The 21,692-nt window shown below is 60.2% G+C and carries 17 protein-coding genes and 1 tRNA gene; 1 reads left to right on the plus strand and 17 read right to left on the minus strand.

Going from position 1 to position 21,692, the window contains the following annotated elements:
• Positions 1 to 68 precede the first annotated feature (68 nt).
• Entirely contained in the window at positions 69 to 1,694 is a 1,626-nt protein-coding gene (pgi, locus tag ACIK7D_RS06185; protein ID WP_400155861.1) for a glucose-6-phosphate isomerase, read from the plus strand.
• Between the two features lie 61 nt (positions 1,695 to 1,755).
• Here the strand turns inward: pgi and ACIK7D_RS06190 are convergent, their stop codons facing one another.
• The 17 genes from ACIK7D_RS06190 to ACIK7D_RS06270 all read right to left on the minus strand — a co-directional run bounded on the left by ACIK7D_RS06190 (position 1,756) and on the right by ACIK7D_RS06270 (position 21,383).
• On the minus strand, positions 1,756 to 2,484 hold the full coding sequence (locus ACIK7D_RS06190; protein WP_400155862.1) for an esterase family protein: 729 nt from the start codon (positions 2,482 to 2,484) through the stop codon (positions 1,756 to 1,758).
• Positions 2,481 to 3,446 (minus strand): acetylxylan esterase, encoded by a 966-nt coding sequence (locus tag ACIK7D_RS06195; RefSeq protein ID WP_400155863.1) that lies wholly within the window; start codon positions 3,444 to 3,446, stop codon positions 2,481 to 2,483. Before ACIK7D_RS06195 ends, ACIK7D_RS06190 begins: the two co-directional genes overlap by 4 nt.
• 124 nt (positions 3,447 to 3,570) lie before the next feature.
• Positions 3,571 to 4,497 carry a carbohydrate kinase gene (locus tag ACIK7D_RS06200; protein ID WP_262534743.1) on the minus strand — a complete coding sequence of 309 codons (927 nt, stop codon included), beginning with the start codon at positions 4,495 to 4,497 and terminating at the stop codon, positions 3,571 to 3,573.
• Positions 4,498 to 4,597: 100 nt separating this feature from the next.
• Positions 4,598 to 5,296 (minus strand): orotate phosphoribosyltransferase, encoded by a 699-nt coding sequence (locus ACIK7D_RS06205; protein WP_003520012.1) that lies wholly within the window; start codon positions 5,294 to 5,296, stop codon positions 4,598 to 4,600.
• Positions 5,297 to 5,462: 166 nt separating this feature from the next.
• A complete protein-coding gene (pyrC, locus tag ACIK7D_RS06210) occupies positions 5,463 to 6,500 on the minus strand; it encodes a dihydroorotase (protein ID WP_400155864.1) in 1,038 nt (345 codons plus the stop codon).
• A 113-nt stretch (positions 6,501 to 6,613) separates the two neighbouring features.
• Positions 6,614 to 7,651: a 4-hydroxyproline epimerase gene (locus tag ACIK7D_RS06215; protein ID WP_400155865.1), complete on the minus strand. Its 1,038-nt coding sequence runs from the start codon at positions 7,649 to 7,651 to the stop codon at positions 6,614 to 6,616.
• 129 nt (positions 7,652 to 7,780) lie between these two features.
• Complete coding sequence (locus tag ACIK7D_RS06220) at positions 7,781 to 9,103, minus strand: alpha/beta hydrolase (protein WP_137453242.1); 1,323 nt, start codon at positions 9,101 to 9,103, stop codon at positions 7,781 to 7,783.
• Between the two features lie 187 nt (positions 9,104 to 9,290).
• On the minus strand, positions 9,291 to 10,787 hold the full coding sequence (locus ACIK7D_RS06225) for an acetyl-CoA hydrolase/transferase family protein (RefSeq protein WP_400155866.1): 1,497 nt from the start codon (positions 10,785 to 10,787) through the stop codon (positions 9,291 to 9,293).
• A gap of 290 nt (positions 10,788 to 11,077) precedes the next feature.
• A complete protein-coding gene (locus ACIK7D_RS06230; protein ID WP_400155867.1) occupies positions 11,078 to 11,878 on the minus strand; it encodes a phosphodiesterase in 801 nt (266 codons plus the stop codon).
• A 66-nt stretch (positions 11,879 to 11,944) separates the two neighbouring features.
• On the minus strand, positions 11,945 to 13,237 hold the full coding sequence (locus ACIK7D_RS06235; RefSeq protein WP_003503651.1) for an ABC transporter substrate-binding protein: 1,293 nt from the start codon (positions 13,235 to 13,237) through the stop codon (positions 11,945 to 11,947).
• A 42-nt stretch (positions 13,238 to 13,279) separates the two neighbouring features.
• Positions 13,280 to 14,101 carry a carbohydrate ABC transporter permease gene (locus ACIK7D_RS06240; protein ID WP_127756790.1) on the minus strand — a complete coding sequence of 274 codons (822 nt, stop codon included), beginning with the start codon at positions 14,099 to 14,101 and terminating at the stop codon, positions 13,280 to 13,282.
• Complete coding sequence (locus tag ACIK7D_RS06245) at positions 14,101 to 15,027, minus strand: carbohydrate ABC transporter permease (RefSeq protein WP_127756789.1); 927 nt, start codon at positions 15,025 to 15,027, stop codon at positions 14,101 to 14,103. Before ACIK7D_RS06245 ends, ACIK7D_RS06240 begins: the two co-directional genes overlap by 1 nt.
• Positions 15,024 to 16,169, minus strand: coding sequence for an ABC transporter ATP-binding protein (locus ACIK7D_RS06250; RefSeq protein WP_400155868.1), 1,146 nt, complete (start codon positions 16,167 to 16,169; stop codon positions 15,024 to 15,026). Before ACIK7D_RS06250 ends, ACIK7D_RS06245 begins: the two co-directional genes overlap by 4 nt.
• A 215-nt stretch (positions 16,170 to 16,384) precedes the next feature.
• Entirely contained in the window at positions 16,385 to 17,197 is an 813-nt protein-coding gene (locus tag ACIK7D_RS06255; RefSeq protein WP_400155869.1) for a class I SAM-dependent methyltransferase, read from the minus strand.
• Between the two features lie 174 nt (positions 17,198 to 17,371).
• Positions 17,372 to 17,448, minus strand: a tRNA-Arg gene (locus ACIK7D_RS06260).
• Positions 17,449 to 17,665: 217 nt separating this feature from the next.
• Complete coding sequence (locus ACIK7D_RS06265; RefSeq protein ID WP_400155870.1) at positions 17,666 to 19,084, minus strand: ATP-binding protein; 1,419 nt, start codon at positions 19,082 to 19,084, stop codon at positions 17,666 to 17,668.
• A 250-nt stretch (positions 19,085 to 19,334) separates the two neighbouring features.
• Positions 19,335 to 21,383, minus strand: coding sequence for a methyl-accepting chemotaxis protein (locus tag ACIK7D_RS06270; RefSeq protein WP_400155871.1), 2,049 nt, complete (start codon positions 21,381 to 21,383; stop codon positions 19,335 to 19,337).
• Positions 21,384 to 21,692: the final 309 nt, after the last annotated feature.

Raw genomic sequence — 21,692 nt, forward strand, 5'->3', positions numbered from 1 at the left:
TCGCCTTGATTTGGCCGCCTGAAAAAGAATAGTTTCCTCATCCTTCCACGGAAGCCGAGGAGCACAAGATGCAGGCCACCATCGAAAAACTGAAAGCAACGGCGAGCAGCACAGCCGCAACCGATCTTCGCGCCGCCTTTGCGGCAGACGACAAGAGATTCAGCCGTTTCAGCGCCAAATTCGATGACCTGCTGATGGACTATTCCAAATGCGCCGTGAACGAAGAGATCGTCACGCTTCTCGAACAGCTCGCACGCGAAGGCGGCGTCGAGGCCAAGCGCGAGGAGATGTTCTCCGGCAAGGCGATCAACTTCACCGAAGACCGCGCCGTGCTGCATACCGCGCTGCGCAATCGCTCCAACACGCCGGTTCTGGTTGACGGCAAGGACGTGATGCCAGATGTGAACGCCGTTCTGGCGGCCATGGGCAAGTTCGCCGATGCGATCCGTTCCGGCTCGCTGAAGGGCGCGACTGGCAAGAAGATTACCGATGTCATCAATATCGGCATCGGCGGTTCCGATCTCGGTCCCGTGATGGCGACGCTGGCGCTCGCGCCTTTCCATGACGGCCCGCGCGCGCATTTCGTTTCCAATATCGATGGCGCGCATATTGCCGATACGCTGAAGCTCATCGATCCCGAGACCTCGCTTTTCATCGTCGCCTCCAAGACTTTCACCACCATCGAGACGATGACGAACGCCGCGACCGCGCGCCGTTTCATCGCCGAGAAGCTGGGTGAGGCTGCCGTCAAGCATCACTTCGCCGCCGTTTCGACCGCACTGGAAAAGGTGGCTGCCTTCGGTATCGAAAGCGACCGCATCTTCGGTTTCTGGGACTGGGTGGGCGGACGTTATTCGATCTGGTCGGCCATCGGCCTGCCGCTGATGATCGCCATCGGGCCGGATAATTTCGGCAAGTTCCTGGATGGCGCACATGCCATGGACAGGCACTTCCGCGAGGCGCCGATCCGTGAAAACCTGCCGATGCTGCTCGGCCTCATCGGTTTTTATAACCGCAACGTGCTGAATTATCCGACCCGTGCGATCCTGCCCTATGACCAGCGGCTCTCGCGTTTCCCCGCCTATCTGCAACAGCTCGACATGGAATCGAACGGCAAGGGTGTGACCATCGACGGCACGCCCGTCGAAGGCCAGTCCGGCCCGGTCGTCTGGGGCGAGCCAGGCACCAATGGCCAGCACGCCTTCTACCAGCTGATCCACCAGGGCACGAGCGTCATTCCGGCGGAATTCATGATCGCCGCCAACGGTTTCGAGCTCGAACTGCGCCACCAGCACCAGCTTCTCATCGCCAATTGCCTGGCGCAATCGGAAGCGCTGATGAAGGGCCGCACGCTTGCCGAAGCGAAAGCTCAGCTCACCTCCAAGGGCATGGAAGACAGCCAAGCCGATTTCATCGCGCCGCATCGCGTCTTCACCGGCAACCGCCCCTCCATCACCTTCGTCTACGACAAGCTGACACCCTTTGCGCTTGGCCGCCTGATCGCGCTCTACGAGCACCGCGTTTTCGTCGAAGGCGTGTTGTTCCGCATCAACTCCTTCGACCAGTGGGGCGTGGAGCTTGGCAAGGAACTGGCGACCGGGCTGCTTCCCGTGGTTGAAGGCAAGGAAAGTGCGGCCGGCCATGACAGCTCGACCCAGGGGCTGGTGAAAGCGCTGGCGGGACTGGCGGGCTGAGGGTCGTTACGCCCTCGATCTAAAAAGCCGGAGACGCCTCCGGCTTTTTTAATGTGGCCGCTCAAATATAAAGCGCCGCCATCTTGCGCCACGCGCCCGCCCGGTGGGCGCGACCATCCCAGACATGCATCCGATGCCCCACCTGCTTCTCCGACAGAACCCGGCTGAGGTGGTGGTTGTTGTCCAGAAACGGATCGGCATCGCCGATGGTGAAGACCATGTCGATACGCCGCAGGCTATCGAGCCGCCATGGGCAGGCAAGGCCCGGCAGGAAATGGCTCGGCATGTGGAAATAGACATCGTCGTCGTAATAGCCATCGAACAGGTCGCCGAAGGATTCCACCTTCATCGTCAGGTCATAACGGCCGGAAAATGCGACGAGCTTGCGAAAAAGATGCGGGTGGCGAAAGACGAGGCTGGCGGCCTGAAACGCACCCAGGCTGCAGCCCTGCACGATCGTATCACTATTCGGATTTTTCTCGGCCATTAGCGGCAGCACTTCGTTCAGAATATACTCTTCGAAGGCTGCATGGCGGCGAATACGATCGGCGGGATGATGCCCGGCCGCATAGAAGGTCTCTCTGGCCAGCCCCTCTATACAATAGAGCTGAAGGTGGCCCGCCTCCAGCTTGTCAGCCAGACTGCCGACAAGACCAAGTTCCTCATATTCGAAGAAACGCCCGTCGCGGGTGGGAAACATCAGCACCTTGGTGCCGGAATGTCCGAATATTAGCAGCTCCATGTCGCGATGGAGCCTTTGACTATACCAGCGGAGATATTCGCGTTTCATGGCACCTTGAAAAACCGTCTGACCTTGTCCTTATGGACCGCATCTTGCGATGCGCTGTCAGGGTAATCGAAATGCCCGGCGTCGAGGATGAATATTTCATTAAATTTTGATTGTGGCAGCGCATTGGCCACCGCGAACTGGCAGGGCGGCGCGACCGCAGGGTCGAAAAGTGCGGGCGCGACCAGCATCGGCACTTTTATGCGGGTGGCGGCACTGGCGGCATCGAACAGGCGCAGCGTCTCAAGCAGGTTGGCATGGGTTTTCTGATAGGTCTGAACCGCATCCGCGCTGCCGACGGTCGGCAGCGTCAGCCAGAACGGCCGGTGTCCGAATGTAGGCACGACAAGATGACCACGGTCTATGCGCTCGTCGAAAGGGATGGCCAGTGCACCGATGCCGCCGCCGAAACTGATGCCGCTATAACCCACCTGCCCTTCCAGCCACGGATAGAGGCTGATGAGCGTGGAAACGGCAACCCACAGATCGTCGACGCAGCCGCCGATGATGTAATCGTCTTTCCTGTCGATATTATAGAGAACATGAAGGGCGGGGTCGGACGAAATCGGCGGACAGGCGCTCAGCGACAGCCCGCGAAAACAGGGAAACAACACGGCCGTTTCTTCCACCGGCACGTCGAAATCGGGCTCCCCTCGCCCGCCATAACCATGGCCGACAACGAGGCCACGGCGCACCTGCCCTTCGCGCGGCAAAAGCAGCCACCCGCCGATGCGAAAACCGCCGGTGGAGGTGTAGGTCATATCGAGGACATGCCAGCGGGGGTCGCTGAGCCTGCTCTTGCGCAGCACCGGTCGGGGATCCGTGGCGAGTGCGCGGCGATAGCGCTTTTTCCAGAAATCATCGAAACCCGGCGGCGCTTCGGGCGGGGTGATGGTCAGCAGCTGCTCGCGCTGCATGCCATAGGTCGGGTCGAAATCGAAAGGATGGGACTTGGGAACGCTCATGCGATGCTTGTTTCGTGAAAAAACAGCGGACACAAGCTTCATAATATCAAAATAACGGTTTTTTACGGTTCTAAAGCCGGGAAGAGTGTTGAACCACCTTTTCAAAATGGTTCAACCGCGCTCATCACAAACCGATTTCATGCGCAAAGGGCGGATTCGCGCCAGCCCGCGAAACGGTGACAGCGGCCGCTTTCGCACCCAGCGCCAAAGCCTTCCTGATCTGGTCTTCCGTCAGCGAGGCAACCTGCGCCTTGGTCAGAAGGCCCTGCATTTTCAGCGAAGCAAGAATGCCGGCATCGAAGGTATCACCCGCGCCGACAGTGTCGACCACTTCCACCCGCTCAGAAGGCACTTCAACCTTGAGATTGGCGCTATACCCCACCGCGCCCTTGGCGCCACGGGTGACGACGACGAGTTTCGCACCATGATGCAGCCAGTGGCGGGCAAGCGTGTCCTCATCGCCTTCCAGACCGAACCAGGCAAGGTCTTCATCCGAGAATTTCACGATATCCGACATGGCCGCCATGCGGCGAATGCGGGCCATATGGGACTGCTTGTCCTTGATGAAGCCGGGGCGGATATTCGGATCGAGCGAGATGACGCGGCTTTTGTGCTCGCGCGTCATCAACGCCTCATAGGTGCTGCCGCAGGGCTCCGGGATGAGGCTGATCGCACCGAAATGCAGCGCCTCGCAATCCGCGCCCAGTGCCGGAAGCTCCGCCTCGGTAATCATGCGGCCGGCGGTGTTTTCGTCATAAAAGGCATAGGTCGCATGGCCATCCACCAGCTTCACGAAGGCGATGGTGGTCGGCCGCGAAAGGGTGGCGCAATAGCTGAAGTCGACATTGCTGGCGCGCAGGGTTTCCCGCAGGATATCGCCCATCATGTCATCGGAAAGGCCCGTAAAAAAAGCGGAGGGAACGCCAAGACGCCCCAGCGCAATCGCCGTGTTGAAGACCGCTCCGCCTGCATAGGGGGCAAAACCCGCCTCACCCAGCGTCGTCTGCCGGGGTAGCATGTCGATCAGGGCTTCACCACAACACAGGATCATTACGGTCCTCCTCAAAACAGCAAATCAAATGGACTTAAATCGATTTAGACGAAGATCGATCGGAAGGCCAGCCGCAAAACCGGGCTGGCCGCATCCGAAATTAAGATTGCGGCAATTCGCTGACACCGCCGCGTTTTGCCGACCATGGCAGCGGGTTATCGAGGAAGGCTTCGACCTCAGAGAGGGTCTTTTCATCGAACAGTTTTTCCGCCCGGGCAACGGCCAGAACATCGCGCCAGGTGGTCAGGTAATGCAGCTTGACATTGCCATTGGCGAAGCGCGCTTCAGCCTCTTCGAAGATGCCGTAATAAAACAGCGCGATGCCGTGATCGACAATGCCGCCCGCCGCACGGATGGCGTCTATGAAGGTGAACATCGAGCCGCCGGCCGTCGTCAGATCCTCGATGACGAGAACGCGCGCGCCTTCCGGCATATGGCCTTCGATCTGGGCGTTGCGGCCATGACCTTTCGGCTTCTTGCGGCAATAGATCATCGGCAGGCCGAGGCGCTCGGCAAGGAAAGCGGCAAAGGGAATGCCCGCCGTTTCACCGCCTGCCACACAGTCGAACTTCTCGAAACCGGCCTCGCGCATCACCGCCGCCGCTGCGAAATCCATCGCCGCCGAGCGGATACGCGGGAAGGAGATGAGCTTGCGCATGTCGATGTAAACCGGGCTCTTCATGCCCGAAGCGAAGGTATAGGGGCTTTCGGAATTGAAGTGGACCGCCTTGATTTCCCACAACATCTTCGCAACCAGTTCCGCAACGACGGCGCGGTCAGTGAATGTGAAATGGTTCATAGGCGTTCTCCTTTTCGGCCTTGGTTTATCGCTCCGAAAACCCGGATCGGTTTTCGGAAAGCACAACATCTCGGTTCAGCATTGCAGGCATCCGCAGGCGGCGCCGAAGGGCGAATGCCTGGGGACCATAACAAAACCGCCGGCATTGCCGGCGGTTACTAAAAAATCAACTCACATCCCAATGGAGCGGGAACATCGGATCGAACACGGTGACCGGCCCGGCGCCCGTCTCGATTTTTTCAGGAAAGGCCACCGCTTCCTCGCGCTTGACCAGCGTGATGGTCTCCTCGTTCGGGACCAGCCCATACCAGGCCGGGCCGTTGAGAGAAGCGAAGGCTTCCAGCCTGTCGAGGGCGTTTTCATCCTCGAAGACATGGGCAAGACAGCTCATGGTGTTGATCGAGGTATAGATGCCGGCGCAGCCGCAGGCGCATTCCTTCAGCGGGTCCACATGCGGCGCGGAATCCGTGCCGAGGAAGAAGCGTGCATCGCCCGAAGTCGCGGCAGCCCGCAGCGCCAGCCGGTGCTCTTCGCGCTTGGCGACGGGCAGGCAATAATAATGCGGCTTGATACCGCCGACCAGGATGGCGTTACGGTTGATGATGAGATGGTGGGTGGTGATGGAGCCGGCGATGTTGGCCTTGGACGACTTGATATAGTCCACGCCGTCGCGGGTGGTGATGTGCTCCATCGTCACCTTGAGTTCCGGCAGGCGCTGGCGCAGCGGCTCCAGAACCGTATCGATGAACACCTTCTCGCGGTCGAAAATATCGACTTCCGGCGTCGTCACCTCACCATGGACGCAAAGCGGCAGGCCGATCTTCGCCATGCGCTCCAGAACCGGCATGGCCTTGTTGAAATCGCGCACACCGCCATGGGAATTGGTCGTCGCACCCGCCGGATAGAGCTTTACGGCAGTGATGAGGCCGCTTTTTTTGCCCTCTTCCACATCGTCGGCCTGCGTGTCCTCGGTCAGATAGAGGGTCATCAGCGGTTCGAAACGGTCACCCGCGGGAATGGCCTTGACGATGCGTTCGCGATAGGCGCGGGCATCGGCCGTGGTGACGACCGGCGGCACCAGGTTCGGCATGATGATGGCGCGGGCGAAATGGCGGCTCGTATCCCCGATCACCCCTTCCAGCATTGCTCCATCACGCAGGTGCAGGTGCCAGTCATCAGGGCGGCGCAGGGTGAGCGACTTCATCGGGATACCTCGGAGCATGACGGAATTGGCGCCCGCTTAGCATCTTTTGCCGCGGGAAAACAGCCGCCAAAGTCCATCGGGCGGCTGTAAATGTCATTTTTTTAAAGCCTGCCTCAGATGTTGCCCGCTTCCGGGCCCCAGACATCGGTCATGGCGAAACCATCAGCCAGCGGATCAAACGGATCGAGACCGACCTGATGCAGACCGAAGGTGAAACCGCGCCCTGCAATGGTGGGAATGACGGCCGGGCGACCCGCCACCTCGGTAACGGCGGAAAGGCCGACATCGAATTCCGAACCGATGATCGAGCGGGATTTATACTCGTCTCCCACCTTCACCTTGCCGCGCGCATAAAGCGTGGCGAGATTGGCGGAGTTTCCGGTTCCGCAGGGCGAGCGATCCGCCCGGCCCGGCCACATGGTGGTGCAGGTGCGGATGGAGCCATCCGCATCCACATCGCGGAACATGACATAGGCAACGCCGGAAATGGCCGGAATTTCCGGATGAACGACGGTCATTTCGCGGTTGACCAGATCTTTCAGGATCATGCCCGCCGAGACCAGCTTTGCCGCATTGGCCTTTTCGATGGTGAGGCCGATCTGGCGGACATCGACCAGCGCATAAAAAATGCCGCCATAGGAGATATCCATCGTCACCCTGCCCCATTCGGGCGTGTCGATGCTGACATCCAGCTCATGCACGAAGGATGGCACCATGGTCAGCTTGACCTTTTCGCAACGACCGTCGCGGCAGGTGGCCGTGGCCTTGACCAGACCGGCGGCCGTTTCGAGGATGATGACGGTTTCCGGCTCCTGCATTTCCACCATGCCGCTTTCCAGAAGCGCCGTCGTCGCGCAGATGGAATTCGAGCCGGAGCTGGCATGCGCCTGATCCGGCTGGAGAATGACGAAAGCGGCGTGCGCATCCGGGTGCTTTGGCGGCAGGAGAAGATTGACCGACCCCATCGGTGTGCCGCGCGGCTCCAGCGTCAGAAAGCGACGAAGCGCCTCACCCTGCGGATCGGTATTCATCCAGTGAAGCTGTTCGGCCACCGTGTCGCCGGGAATTTTCGGCGCGCCGCCGGTGACGACACGGCCGATTTCGCCTTCGCAATGAACATCGAGAAGCTGGAGGGTGCGTTTCCAACGCATGGGGGTCTACTCCGGAAGTTGGCTTGTTGACCCGACCATACAGATAAAAATACAAGCTGTATACAAATCTGCGAGGGCGAGATGGTGAAAATCGCTTACGGTTTCACCATCTCGCTCTTGATCTTTGATCTATCGGTTACGGCACTCTGCCCGGTTTCGATTGGCGGCCGCCTCGCAATTCACTCTCGACGACTGAACAGCCTGATCGTCCACCACGGAACCGGCCGTATCGCCCACCGATCCAACGGTATTTTCCACGGAGCGGCCGAGCCGTTCCACCTGCCTGCCGTAATTTTCACGCGTGCGCGGATCGAAGACCGCAATCGGCGCGCTGACCACGACGCTCGCCGCCGTTCCGACAGTTTGCGCAGCCCCGATGCTGACTGCACCCAGCGCCTCACCCAGACCGACATCTGAATCCGTCACCGTCTGACCGGCGATAAGGCGGTCGCCGATAAGCCGGACAACCTCGGGGCTTTCGGCAAATTTGCCATGGTTCAGGCGGTCGCCGGATTGCAGCTTGGTCAAATCCAGAACGGTGATGCCGGCCTTTTCAAGCTCGCTGCGATAGGGTTCGACCGATGGGTCGATCTGGCCGAGACGGTCGACATTGCCGGAAATGCGGCGTGACAGACTGAGCGCCCTATCATCCTGCGAAACGAACAGAGTGAATTTCGGCGGCGTTTTGCCGAGGCTTGCGAATTGCCGGCTGAACACGTCCACATCCAGATCCGGCGCGGCGAGAATGACATTGCCGATCTTCGGATCGACCCGGCCATTGCGGATGGCCATCTGGCGCAGCGCCTCCACCGCAAGCCAGGTGCCCATGGAATGGGCCATGACCGTGACCTCGCCGATGGACCTGTCCTTGGCGAGGCGCGTCAGCATCTCCTCCAGCGCATCGCGCGAATAGTTGGTGCTTTCCTTGTCGTAATTATAGTCGAAAATGCTCGCCCGCGACGGCCAGGTGAAGACCACCGGCACGACATCCGTGCCGGAATCATGGACGATCTGGGCGAAGCGATAGACGGATTCTTCGTAACGATTATTGAAACCATGCACGAAGACCAGCACGCGGCGGTCCTTCTGGATATGTCTGCTGATCCAGCTTCTGGTCTCCGCTTCGGAGCGAATTGGCTCCACCGCCACCGTGGTGAAATCCTTCAGCGGGTTCGGCGGCAGTTTCTTCGGCCATTGCACCTGCCCGACCTTGCGGTTGGCATTGGGCGGAATGGAAACCGTCACCGCATCCACCTTCAGACCCGTTCCACGCTCGCCGCCAAAAAGCACGGCGGCGTTTTCCGATGGCGCGCGGGTAGTGGCGACCAGAAGGTTGACCGGTGTGGTTCCCGCCACGGTCTGCCCCGTGGGCGTCATGACCCCGATCGGACGCCCCCCACAGCCGACGAGCAGGGCGACAATGGCGATCATGGCCACGAAGCGAATGGGCATCACGTTACTCTCCTACAACCCAGAGGCAGCCGGACAGCAGCCGGGGGAGAGGATTTTCTACCGGAGGCGGAACAGACGCGCCAGCAACCACGGCACAGAAGCGGACAATTTCCGCCCCGGTGTGTCCAAACGGACCCAATTGCACGGCTTTCACACCGGCAACCGCGCCGCCTCGTAAAACGCAGGCCTATTTCTGCGGCAGCATCGTGCCCCTTTCGCGTAGAGCCGCATGCCAGGATAGCGCTTCTTCGATGAGATGCGGCGTATGTCCACCCCGCGCCGCCGCCCGCTGGTAATAATCCATCAGCGCATCACGATAATCAGGATGCACGCAGTTCGCGATGATGACCGCCGCGCGCTCACGAGGCGCCAGCCCACGCAGATCGGCGAGCCCGGTTTCGGTGACGAGAATATCGACATCATGTTCGGTATGATCGACATGGCTGACCATCGGCACGACGCTTGAAATGGCCCCGCCCTTGGCAATCGATTTGGTGACGAAGATGGACATATAGGCGTTGCGGGCGAAATCCCCCGAGCCGCCGATGCCGTTCATCATGTGCGTTCCACCGACATGGGTGGAATTGACGTTTCCGTAGATATCGAATTCCAGCGCCGTGTTGATGCCGATAATGCCAAGGCGGCGGATGACTTCCGGATGGTTGCTGACTTCCTGCGGCCGCAGGATAAGCCTGCTCTTATATTCCGCCAGTCGTGGCACCACCTGCTCGTTCATGGCGGAAGACAGCGTAATCGACGAGCCGGAGGCGAAAGTCAGCTTGCCCGCATCAAACAGTTCGAAAGTCGAATCCTGCAGGACCTCCGAATACATTTTGAGATCGTGAAACGGCGTATCGATGAAACCGTGCATCACGGCATTGGCAATGGTGCCGATGCCGGCCTGGAGCGGCTGGAGCTCATGGGTCATGCGGCCATGACGCACCTCGTTCAACAGGAATTCGGTGAGATGGCCGGCAATGGCCTTGGTCTCGTCATCCGGCGGCAGCACGGTTGAAAAACTGTCGCTCTTGTCACTCAGCACGATGGCGGCGATCTTTTCCGGCGGCACCGGAATGAACGGCAGGCCGACACGGCTATCCGTCGCCACCACCGGAATGGGCATGCGGGTCGGGCGCCTCGCGGGAATGAAAATATCGTGCAACCCCTCCAGCACCTCGGGCTGGGACAGGTTGATTTCAACGATGACCTTGTCGGCCAGAATGGCGAAGCTCGCGGAATTGCCGACGGAGGTGGTGGGCACGATGCCGCCTTCCGCCGTGATCGCCACCGCCTCGACAATGGCGATATCGACCCCGTGGATTTGGCCGCCGCGCAATTGCTCGACCGTTTCGGAAAGGTGCTGATCGATGAACATCACCTTGCCGTCATTGATCGCCCTGCGCAAAGCCGGATCGGACTGGAACGGCATGCGGCGCGCCAGCATGCCCGCCTCCACCATGGTCTTGTCGAGATCGTTGCCGAGTGAGGCGCCAGTCATCAGGGTGATTTTCATGGGGTTCGCCTTGGCGCGCTCGGCCAGCGCCAGCGGCACCGCCTTCGCTTCGCCGGCGCGCGTAAAACCGCTCATGCCCACCGTCATGCCGTCCTGAATGAGACTGGCGGCCTCTTCGGCGCTGACGATCCTGCTCAAGAGGGACGCGTTGCGGATACGCTTTTCAAGCATGCAATTCTCCATAATCTGTCATCACGATGGCACGGCATTCGGCTGGCCACCTTTCGGCGACTATGGCGTGCAGTTTCATCGATGAAACTGACATAGATCAAGGGTGCGCACGGAACCATGGTTTCGACGCATCACATCCCGTTCAACAAATCTCAAATGACGCATCGGCGCGACAGGCCACGGAGGTCTTCTCACCACCGCAGCCCTGCAATCGCCAAAACCCCTCCCTCACCACCGGCAACAGGCGACGAGGCGAAGGTCATCTCCGTGCAACACGGAAACGTCCGGTGTCAGGGGCCTTCGCAAACAGGCGCCTGACCGAGCACGACCTGCCCCACTTCCGCATCATAGGCACGCAGGCCAAATGCACCGAGGCTTATGACCCGGTAACAGGGATTGCCGCCCGTCCACAGCGGATCGACAACATCGATATCGGTGATGAAACGGTGCGCGCAGGCCTGACCGGAACTGTAGGCGATGCCTTCGGCGGTCGTGCCTGCCATCGGCACATGGATATGGCCAAAAATGATATGACGTATACCGGCCGGATGAGCGGCGAGACGGCGCATGACAGCTCCGTCATCATGCATGCCGATATGTTCGAAATGGCGGATGCCGCAATCCATCGGCGGGTGATGAATGAATACCGTCACCGGCAATTCGCCCGCGCTTTCCAGCGCACTCTCCAGCCAAGCCATACGATCCGCGCCATATATGCCGCCGATCACATCGGCCTCGTGGCTGTCGAGAAACAGCAGCCGACCGAATTCGGTATCGATGAAGGACTGGATATAGCCGTTATCGTCGCGAGGCTGTTCCGGAAAGGCGGCCACGAATTCCGGGCGGCGGTCGTGATTGCCGAGCATCAACCGCACGGGGATCGAGACGGGCGCGAGGATATCGCGAAGCAGCTCATAGGCTTCCGGCTCGCCGTAATTGCAGAGATCACCCGTCATCACAAGAAGATCGGCATCGGCATGTTTTTCGACAATATCCGCCACCGCCGCGCGCAGCTGCTTTTCCGGGTCGACGCCGTTTACAGCAATGCCGGGGGGTACGAGATGGGTGTCGGTGATCTGAATGATCTTCATAACAGGTCTTTCTGCGCAAAATGGCTGCGGGAACGGATTTCCCCGCAGCCTTTTCGATGGTCTTGCTTATTTCAGCAGGGCGTTGGTCTGCTCGACAATCTGCTTGAGACCAGCTTCCGGCGTCACCTCACCGCGCATGACGGTGCCGATGATGTCGCGCTGGGTGCGCCAGATGCGGACGGAATCGCCACCCGGATAACCGGCCCAGGGCAGAGAGCGGTCAGCCTGAAGCGAAGCGGTCTTCACATTCGGGTTCTCGACATAATAAGGAGCGAGGAAGTCCGGGCCGGTGGCCAGCTTGTTGGTCGGCAGGTAACCGGTGATGCGAACGATGGTGTTCTGCGCTTCCGGACCGGTGATCCACTTCAGGTACTTCCAGGCGGCGTCCTGCTTGGCCTTTTCCTGTGTCAGGATAACAGCCGAGTTGCCGCCGGTCGGAACGCCGCCCTTTTCCTTATTGTCGAGCGGGAAGGTCGCGGTCTTCAGCTTGAAGCGGTCGCCGACCAGACCCTGGATCGTCTGAACATGGGCAGGCGTCGAGAAGATGAAGCCGGTGAGGCCTGCACCGAACTGCTGGCGCGACTGATCCCAGTCGAGCAGGTTCTGGCCGCCTTCGGTAACGAACTGACGGGTCATCTTCAGGGCGTTGAGGCCGATCTCGTTATCGAAGCCAACGGTCTTGGCCTTCTCGTCAACGAGCTTGCCGCCCTGTTCGACGATGAGCGCCTGCCACAACCAATCATCCGGCCAGCCGTTGATGTCGTAGCTCATGCCGGCGAACTTCGGGTCGAGAGCCTTGATCTTCTTTGCGAGAGCAATGAGTTCCGCAAAGGTCGTCGGCATCTTGTCCGGATCGCCGCCAGCCTTGGTGACGAGGTCGGAGTTGATGTAGATGATCGGCGAGGACGCATTGACTGGCAGGCCGTACTGCTTGCCGTCGATCTGGCCGAGGGCGGCCATCTTCGGGCTGTAGTTCTTGTCGAGGAAGGCCTGACCGCCTTCAGCCTGAATGAACGGGCCGAGATCGGTGATCTGGTTGCGCGGTGCGAGCGTGTGAACGAGTTCCGCCGTCAGGTTGTAACCCGAGAAATAAACATCCGGCAGATTGCCCGTTACGGCGGAACGCAGAACCTGCTGCTGGCCTTCATTATAACCGGCGGCCGGAGCGAGGAAGTTGATCTTCACATCCGGGTTCTTCTTCATGAATTCATCGGCCAGCGGCTGATGGAACTTGGTGAAGCCCGGCAGGTTGTAAAGAACGTTGAGCGTGATTTCATTGGCCAGAACCGGCTGAGCGAGGCCCGCAAAAGCCATGCCGAGAGCCAGACCGCCCATCACAGCGCGTCGGTTGAGTTTCATGTCAGTCTCCAGAGAGGTTGGGAGGAGGAAATCTGAACGGCGTCACTTGACGCCGGTCATGGTAATACCGGCGATGAAGTGCCGCCGTGCGAGGAGGAAGCACAGCACCATCGGCGCGGTAATCAGTGTGGCGCCCGCCATCAGCGCACCGTAATTCGCGCCGGATTCGACATCGGCGAAGAGCATCATGCCAAGCGGCGGCGGGGCGAGATTGGTGTCAGAGACCACGATCATCGGCCAATAAAGGTCGTTCCAGTGGGCAACGAGCGAGAAGATCGAGAAAGCGGCGAGCGAAGGCAGCGATCCGCGAAGGACCAGCCCCCAGCAAATCTCCATTTCCGAGAATCCGTCCATGCGGGCGGCCTCGATGATCTCATTCGGATAGCTGCGGAAGGACTGGTTGAACAGGAAGATGGCGAAGACCGAAAGGAAGAACGGCATCATCATCGCGAAATAGGTGTTCAGAAGTTCCGTCTTGGCGAGACCGACAAAAAGCGGCAATGCGAGCGCCTGAATGGGAACGCAGAGCGCCGCAATGACGAGGCCCAGCAGCAGCTTGCGGCCCGGGAACCGGAGTTTCGCCAGCGCATAGGCAGCCGGAACCGACGTCAGGATCTGCACGACGAGAATGCCCACGCAGACGATGACGCCGTTCAGCATGAAACGCGCCATCGGCACCTGACCCGCCGCCCGGGCGTAATTATCGGCCGCGTCGAATTTCTGCGGGATCGGCCAGAGCGAGACATCGAAAATCTCTGCCGGTGAACGGATCGAGGTCAACACCATCCAGTAGAACGGCAGGAGCATCACGAAAGCGCCAAGGGCAAGCACGAGATGTGGGAGATATTTGCGGAGCGCGGCCATCAGTAATGCACCTTCCGGTCCATGTGCAGCGTCTGGCCGATAGACAGGACCAGCACGATCGCGAGGAAGATAATCGTCAGCGCGGCGGCATAACCGGTGTTCGAATATTCGAAACCTTCCAGATAGAGATCGAACAGCAGGGTTTCCGATCCGAAGCGGCCCTTGGTGAGCACAGCCACCGTCTCGAACACCTTGAAGGCCGAGATGGAGGTGGTGACCACCACGAACATGGTCGTCGGCCCAAGCATCGGCCAGGTCACGGTCAGGAAGCGGTCGATCGGGTTCTTGGCGCCATCCAGCCGCGCCGCCTCGTGCAGATCCTTCGAAATGGCGGTGAGGCCCGCGAGGAACAGCACCATGTTGAAACCCAGGATCTGCCAGACGCCCATCAGCGCCATGGTGGGAATGAGGAGGACGGGATTGGAGAGGAAGGCGACCGGCTCGAAGCCCAGCCATTTGATCGCCGCATTGACCGGACCGAGCGAGGGATGCAGCAGGAACTGCCACACGGTCGCCATGGCGACGAGGGTTGCGGTGACGGGGAGGAAATAAGCCACCTCCCAGAAAGCCCGGCTGCGCTTGCGGTTATAAACGAGCAAAGCCACGCCGAGCGCCAGAAACACACCGAAGGGAATGACGATGAGCGCATAGATGGCGGTATTGGCCAGAGAGCGCAGGAAGACCGGATCCTGAAACGCCTTGACGAAGTTTCCAAGGCCGACAAAACGGGTGGAGAGCGAACCGAGCTGGTAATCGGTGACGGAAAAACCGGCCAGAACGAGCATCGGAACGATATAGATCGCCAGAAGCAGCAGGCTTGCGGGGGCAGCGAACATCAGGCCGCGCCAGATCATCCGCCGGTCCGCCTTCGACAGCCGCGGGCGAGCCTTCGCGCGCGCGGGCGTGGAAAAATCGACCGCCGTCATGCCGGCACCCGTTCGCGCACCGTCACCTTGCGACGCAGGCCATCGGCCGCGAAAAGATGCGCGCGTTCCGGCGCGAAGCCGAGATTCATCACGCCATTCATATCCGCGCCCACGGCATCGCCGACGCCCTGACGCAGGGTGATGGCGACCGTCTCGTCGCTCAGCAGGCGGCAGCTCACGAAGCGGTCGGCCCCGTGGGTTTCGCTGCGCACCACACGCACGGCAAAACCTTCTTCGCCCGGGCGCAAATCTTCGGCGCGAAGGCCGAGCGTCGCCGGGCCGGCATCGCGGCCCACACCCTCGATGCCAAGATCGCGTCCAAAGGCCGTGACTTTACCCTGCGCGTCGATTTCGACCGGCAGCAGGTTGATGGATGGCGTGCCGATGAAACGCGCGACCGTCAGCGTCGCGGGCTTGCGGTAAAGCTCGTCCGGCGTGCCCAGCTGCTCGATGCGGCCTTCCGACATCAAGGCGATGCGGTCGGACATGGTCATCGCTTCGATCTGGTCGTGGGTGACATAGATGAAAGTCGCCCCCAGCCGACGGTGCAGTCCGGCCAGTTCCTCACGCATATGGGCGCGAAGCTTCGCATCGAGGTTGGAGAGCGGTTCGTCCATCAGGAAGGCGGCGGGCGAACGCACCAGCGCCCGGGCAAGCGCCACACGCTGACGCTGGCCGCCGGAAAGCTGCGCCGGCTTGCGATCCAGCAGATGCGCGATCTGCAGGGTTTCGGCCGCCTGTTCGACGGCAGCGTCGATCTGGCTCAGCGTTTCCGCCGGGGCCGCAAACCGTCCGATCAGGGGCAGGCGGGCGGCAAAGGGCAGACGCCGCATCCTGAGCGGTGTGGCAATGTTCTGGCGCACGCTCATATGCGGATAAAGGGCATAGGACTGGAAAACCATCGCCAGATTTCGATCGCTCGGATCAACCTCAGTCACATCCTGATCGCCGATGGAGACCGAACCGCGATCCGGTGTTTCCAGCCCCGCAATGATACGCAGAAGCGTGGACTTGCCGCAGCCCGACATGCCGACGAGAGACAAAAACTCTCCGGGACGAATGGAGAGATCGATCTCTTTCAGAACATCGTCAGCCCCGAAGCCTTTGCCGATGCCCGAAAGTTCAAGTGATTGTGGCGTCATTCTGCGCTCCTTTTCTGGAGCGCATATGCTTATATTGTATGACAATATGACGAAGGTTTGCGGAAAGTTCGATGACACGCGAAAGCCCGATAATCTCGAACTATCGGAAAACCCGGTGGTACAGGCCTCCACCCAAAACCACTAATATTTAGGGGTATCGCTCAAATATTCCCCGTTCGCATTTATAGGCTGAGAACCGGGTCGGCAGCGCCGGTTTAAACGGCGGCGAGAATCACATGCGCCTGAATTTTCGCGGCAACCGCACCACCGCCATGCCGCTTTTCAATGGCTGCGGCGGCGCAATCTGTCGCGGTGTCGAGCCTTCCCGGTGCTCTCGCCTCAATTTCCGTCCGAAGCACGGTTCCCTGACAATAAGCCATGGCCGGAATGCGTGGCGAAGAGGCGCGGCTCTGCGCGGTCACCGTCTCAATCGTCACGCGGGAAAAGCCGGCCTCCTCCAGCTCGCGGCGAATGAGTGCCGTGTCATGATAACCGTGCGGGGTACGGGCCATGAAGCGCGGCGGATCATCGGGGAACAGGCGCGCCAGGGCGTTTGTCACATCATCCGCGAAGTGATTTTCCTCGATGCGATCCCATACATTGAATAGATAATGTCCGCCGGGCTTCAATACCCGCTTCGCCTCGCGATAGGCCGACAAGCGGTCATTAAAGAACATCGCGCCGAACTGGCAGAAAACGAGATCGAACACAGCGTTTTCAAAAGGCAGCGTCTGGGCATCCACCTGCTGCCATTTTATGCGGCGATCCGGCGCCTGTTGCGACGCCGCAAAATCGAGCATCGGCTGGTTGAGGTCGGTTACCACATAGTTTGCCGCGGGCAATAATCGGGGGGCCAATTCGCGCGTGACGGCGCCGGTGCCTGCGGCGATTTCGAGAATATCAATCGGCATCAAGGCAGCGGCCCGGCGCGCCAGATCGGCGGCGAATGGCGCAAAAATCAGCGGCACCATATAGCGGTCGTAATTTTCCGGAATCGAACCTGCAAACACCTTGTCCGCTTCCAACATGGCTTTCACCCCGGGAACAGCTGATGATCGGGTGATTTTAACATATCTTCGGGACGTTCGGAATTCACTCGGTCCTGCGGAGCGTCGAAGCATCCGCCTGAACGGACTTACCGATATCAGCCATATCGCACGCGGGGGCGATTGTCTCAGTATCTAATTTTATGGGAAGAGAAATGGCGCACCCGAAGAGATTCGAACTCCTGACCCCCAGATTCGTAGTCTGGTGCTCTATCCAGCTGAGCTACGGGTGCGTGCCGTTCCGGTCGTTTCCGGTGGCGTGGCGATCCTCTAAAACGTCCTCATTCCGAATGCAAGCGATTTCGCTTCGAAATTGTCATTTTTCCGCAGCAATTCATTTATCTCATTGATTTTATTTTAAATTCCATGAGGATCATTTTCCACGGGCCAGATACCGTGACCGTTTGGGCGGGGAGAATGATTACGCGAACCGGCTGCGGAGCAGGTTTTTCAGGCGGTTCTGGCCGCCTGTACGGAAGCGGCGCGGTCGGCGATCTCGATGCGGAACTGCGTGCCGGGACCGGGCTTTTCGACGAGTGCGATCGTGCCGCCATGGGCAAGCACGAGTTCGCGGGCAATGACCAGCCCGAGGCCCGTGCCGCCGGAGCGGGCCGAACCCCTGAAAGCGGAAAACAGGTTCTCCTTGGCCTTGCGCGGCATGCCCGGTCCATTGTCGTCGATGACGATGCTGACGACGCTGCCGGCCCTCTGGGCCGAGATGGAGAGATGCCGAAGCGCGGCATTCGCGGTATCCGATTGCAGGGCCTGAACGGCATTGCGACAGAGATTGTGGATGACCCGGAAAAGCTGCTCGGAATCCGCATCCACCGTGAGGTCGGGGGGGACGCTGTCCTGAAATTCGATGCCGCTGTCCGGATCGAGCGCCAGAATATCGCGCACATCCCGCACCAGAAGGCTCAACTGCACCATCTTGCGTTTCGGTGCGCCTTCGGTCGCCTGGCCATAGGCCAGAACCTCGCCGGTATAAGCCACGGCGCGGTCGATGGTGCGCAGCAGTTTCGGCGCGAAGCTCCTGACCATCGGATCCTTGGCATCCACCAGACGGTCCGACATGAGCTGCGCGGAGGACAGGATGTTGCGCATGTCATGGTTGATCTTCGAGACCGCGAGGCCGAGATCCACGAGGTTCTTCTGCTGGCGCAGGGTTTTCTGCAGTTCGGTCTGCATGTCGGCAAGGTGGCGGCCCGCAACCGCCAGTTCGTCGGCCCCCTGCTCGGGCACGAAAATCCGCTCGGGATTGCCCGGATCCTCGGAGAAGTTCTGCATGCCGAGCGTCAGCCGGCGTATGGGCCGGATCATGATGCGATTGATGGAAATGAAAATCAGGCCTGCGGTGATCAGCGACAGGACGATGGAAATCAGGAAAACGTTGCGGGCATAGGCAAGCATTGCCGCCCGCAGCTTGTTTTCGCCGAGCACCAGTTCGATGATCGTGTCGCTGTCGCCGACGACATCGAAAACGCGGATGACGCGGTTGCCGCCGAACAGCAGGGTGGAAAAAGCGTCCCGCACCGCAGCCACCTGCGAAACGTCGGAAAGATCATATTGCTCATCGACACCCGGCGGCGTTTCCGCCACGGCGAGCAGGCGTGAGGTGCCGTCCTTGCGCAGCGCGATAAGCTTCGCCCCTGTCGCCATCAGCGTGTCGTTCTGCACGCTTCGCGGCAGTTCGGCCTGCAGGCCGTCGATGACAGCGCCGGCGGCCGCAGCCGTATTCAGACGGTCGCGCAACCATGAAAGACGCATATTGGCGACGGAAGGCACGAAGATCAGCACTTCGGCGATCATCACGAAGATGACCGTGAGCAGCAGCAGCCGTCCCGAAAGACCGGCGGTCAATCCCGGCATGCAATGCACCGGATCGTCTTGCGTGCGGTCCAAGCTGTCTACGCCTTTAGAAAACACCGGGCCATGATCCTGTATGCGCGCCGCTGCTTGCGTGGAACGGCTCGGTTTATATGCAGCGATGATAATAGGACCTAATGGATATTTTTCCAATGCGCTGCAAAATAAAGGTTTTCATTGCCGGAAAAACAAACGCCGCCCGGCAGGGGCGGCGTTCGAAGGTAAGCCGGTTTTGAAGCAACCCGCCGGTCGCCTAGAACTCCTGCCAGTCGCCATGGGCAGGTGCCGCCGCGGGCTGGGCATTGAGCGCCCGGCTGACGCTGTTCATCAATTTGCGGGCCGGAGAGGCCACCGCCGGCGTCCTGCCGGAGACCGCCACCGGTCCGGCGGAAACCGTCATCGGCCTCGCGGGCTGCTCGATGCGGGGGCTGCGCTGCGCATTCTCCGCGCCGACGTTGAAGCGCGCCACGAGCGTCACGAGATGGTCGGCCTCGCTGCTCAGCTTGTGGGTTGCGGCCGAAGTCTCCTCCACCATGGCGGCGTTGCGCTGCGTTACCTGGTCCATCTGGTTGATGGCGGTATTCACTTCATGCAGGCCGGTGGACTGTTCCCTGGCGGCCGTGGCGATCGAATGGATGTGCTCATTGATTGCCAGAACGCGGGTCTCGATCTCGCTCAGTGCGCCGCCGGTTCTCTGCACCAGCGATACGCCACGCCCGACCTCTTCGCCGGATTTGGTGATCAGCGCCTTGATGTCCTTCGCCGCCGTTGCGGACCGCTGCGCAAGTTCTCGCACTTCCTGAGCGACGACGGCAAAGCCCTTGCCGGCTTCACCCGCACGCGCGGCTTCCACGCCGGCATTCAGCGCCAGCAGGTTGGTCTGGAAGGCGATTTCGTCGATGACGTTGATGATCTGGCTGATTTCACGCGAGGCGTGCTCGATGCGATCCATGGCGGACACGGCATCGCGCACGACATTGGCGGACTCTTCCGTCTTCTGCTTCGTTTCGGCAACCATGGCGCTGGCTTCCTGCGCACGGTCGGTCGAATTGCGGACGACGGCGGTGATCTCATCCAGAGCGGCGGAGGTTTCCTCCAGCGCCGCGGCCTGCTGCTCGGTCCGCTTCGACAGGTCGTCGGCCGCCGAGCGCAATTCGTTCGCGTTGCCGCTGATGCCTTCCGTGCTGCCGCGCACTTCCCGCATCGTCTCGCGCAGCTTGGTCAGCGTCTGGTTGACGTTCTCCTGAAGTTCGGCGAAGACGCCGCGGAACTCGCCATCCATTCTCTCCGTCAGATCGCCCCGCGCAAGGCCTTCGATGACGCGGCTGGTCTCGGATACGCCATTATGGACGCCGGTGAGGAGCGAATTGATTGTCGCGGCGAAACGATTGAGGTTGTCGTCGCCATAATCCTTGTTGATGCGGCGGCTGAAATCGCCCTGGGCCGCAGCGTCGACGACGACGGCCATGCCGGCCTGCAGATCGTCGCTCTTGGCGCGCATGGCGGCTTCCTGCGCATTCATGCGGCGCACTTCGCTGCCGTTTTTCTTGAAGACCTCGACGGCCGCAGCCATTTCGCCGATTTCGTCGTTGCGGCCGAGATAGGGGACGTCCGCGTCGAGATTTCCATCGGCCACGGCATTCATCACCTGCGAAACCCTGCGGATGGGCGCGCTGAGCTGCCGCGTTCCGATGTAGAGGCCGAAGGCGGCTCCCGCGCCGACACCTGCAACCGTCACCGCGACGATCACCCAGAATATGGCGGTGCTGAAAGAATCGACTCCTGCCTTCACGACTTCGAGTTCGGCAAGGTCGTTTTTCACGACGCTGTCGATCTCCGCCTGATAGGCCTTGCGGTTGGCGCGGTTCGCCTCGTTATTGCCCTGCTGGCTGGCCGCCTGCGGCCCGTTTTCCTTCGCCAGTCGCACGGTCTCCAGACGGAAGGTGCGGAATTCCTTGGACCGGCCGACAAGCTTGTCGAAACTCGCCTGTTGTTCCGCCGGCACGAGCGGCGCCCAGCTGGCAATGAGCTTTTCCATGGCGTCGAGGTTTTTGACCATGCCGTCGGCAAAGGGGGTGGCTGCCGCCACATCGGCCGCCGCGTAGACACCGCGCGCCTCCATGACGACTGCCGTTACCAGGCGGTTGAGCGCCTCGCCCTTGTAGGCCCTTTCGGCCGCTTCCTCGAAGTGATGCGACCGAACCCAGAATTCGTTGATCGCATAGATGGACAGCCCGCCAATGGTACAGGCCACAAGGCTCATCAGCCCGACAAGTAGATTGATACGACCGCGAATTCTCAACTTCGTTCCCCCAACAAAAACCAGCCGCGCGATGAAAATGGGAAGCTGGCATAACTTTTCGCGTCACAAGATTTATCAATGCTGCGTTAAGAAAGAATTTCAGATTTTATCGATTGCGCGCCGGAATCGGCCCCTATCGGCAGTCGGCGAAGGAGACGACGGTGCGTTTTCCGCAAAAGGTGAAGCGCGAAAACCCCTTCGGCAATTGACTTTGCTCGGCCTATGCCCTTATAAGCCGCGCACGCTCGGCCATTGAAAGCTCGCCCAGGCGGGGTTAGCCGTGCAAAAAACGAAACGCTCTTGCAAATT

Source organism: Agrobacterium sp. P15N1-A, from assembly GCF_044626815.1.
Lineage (GTDB): Bacteria > Pseudomonadota > Alphaproteobacteria > Rhizobiales > Rhizobiaceae > Agrobacterium > Agrobacterium leguminum.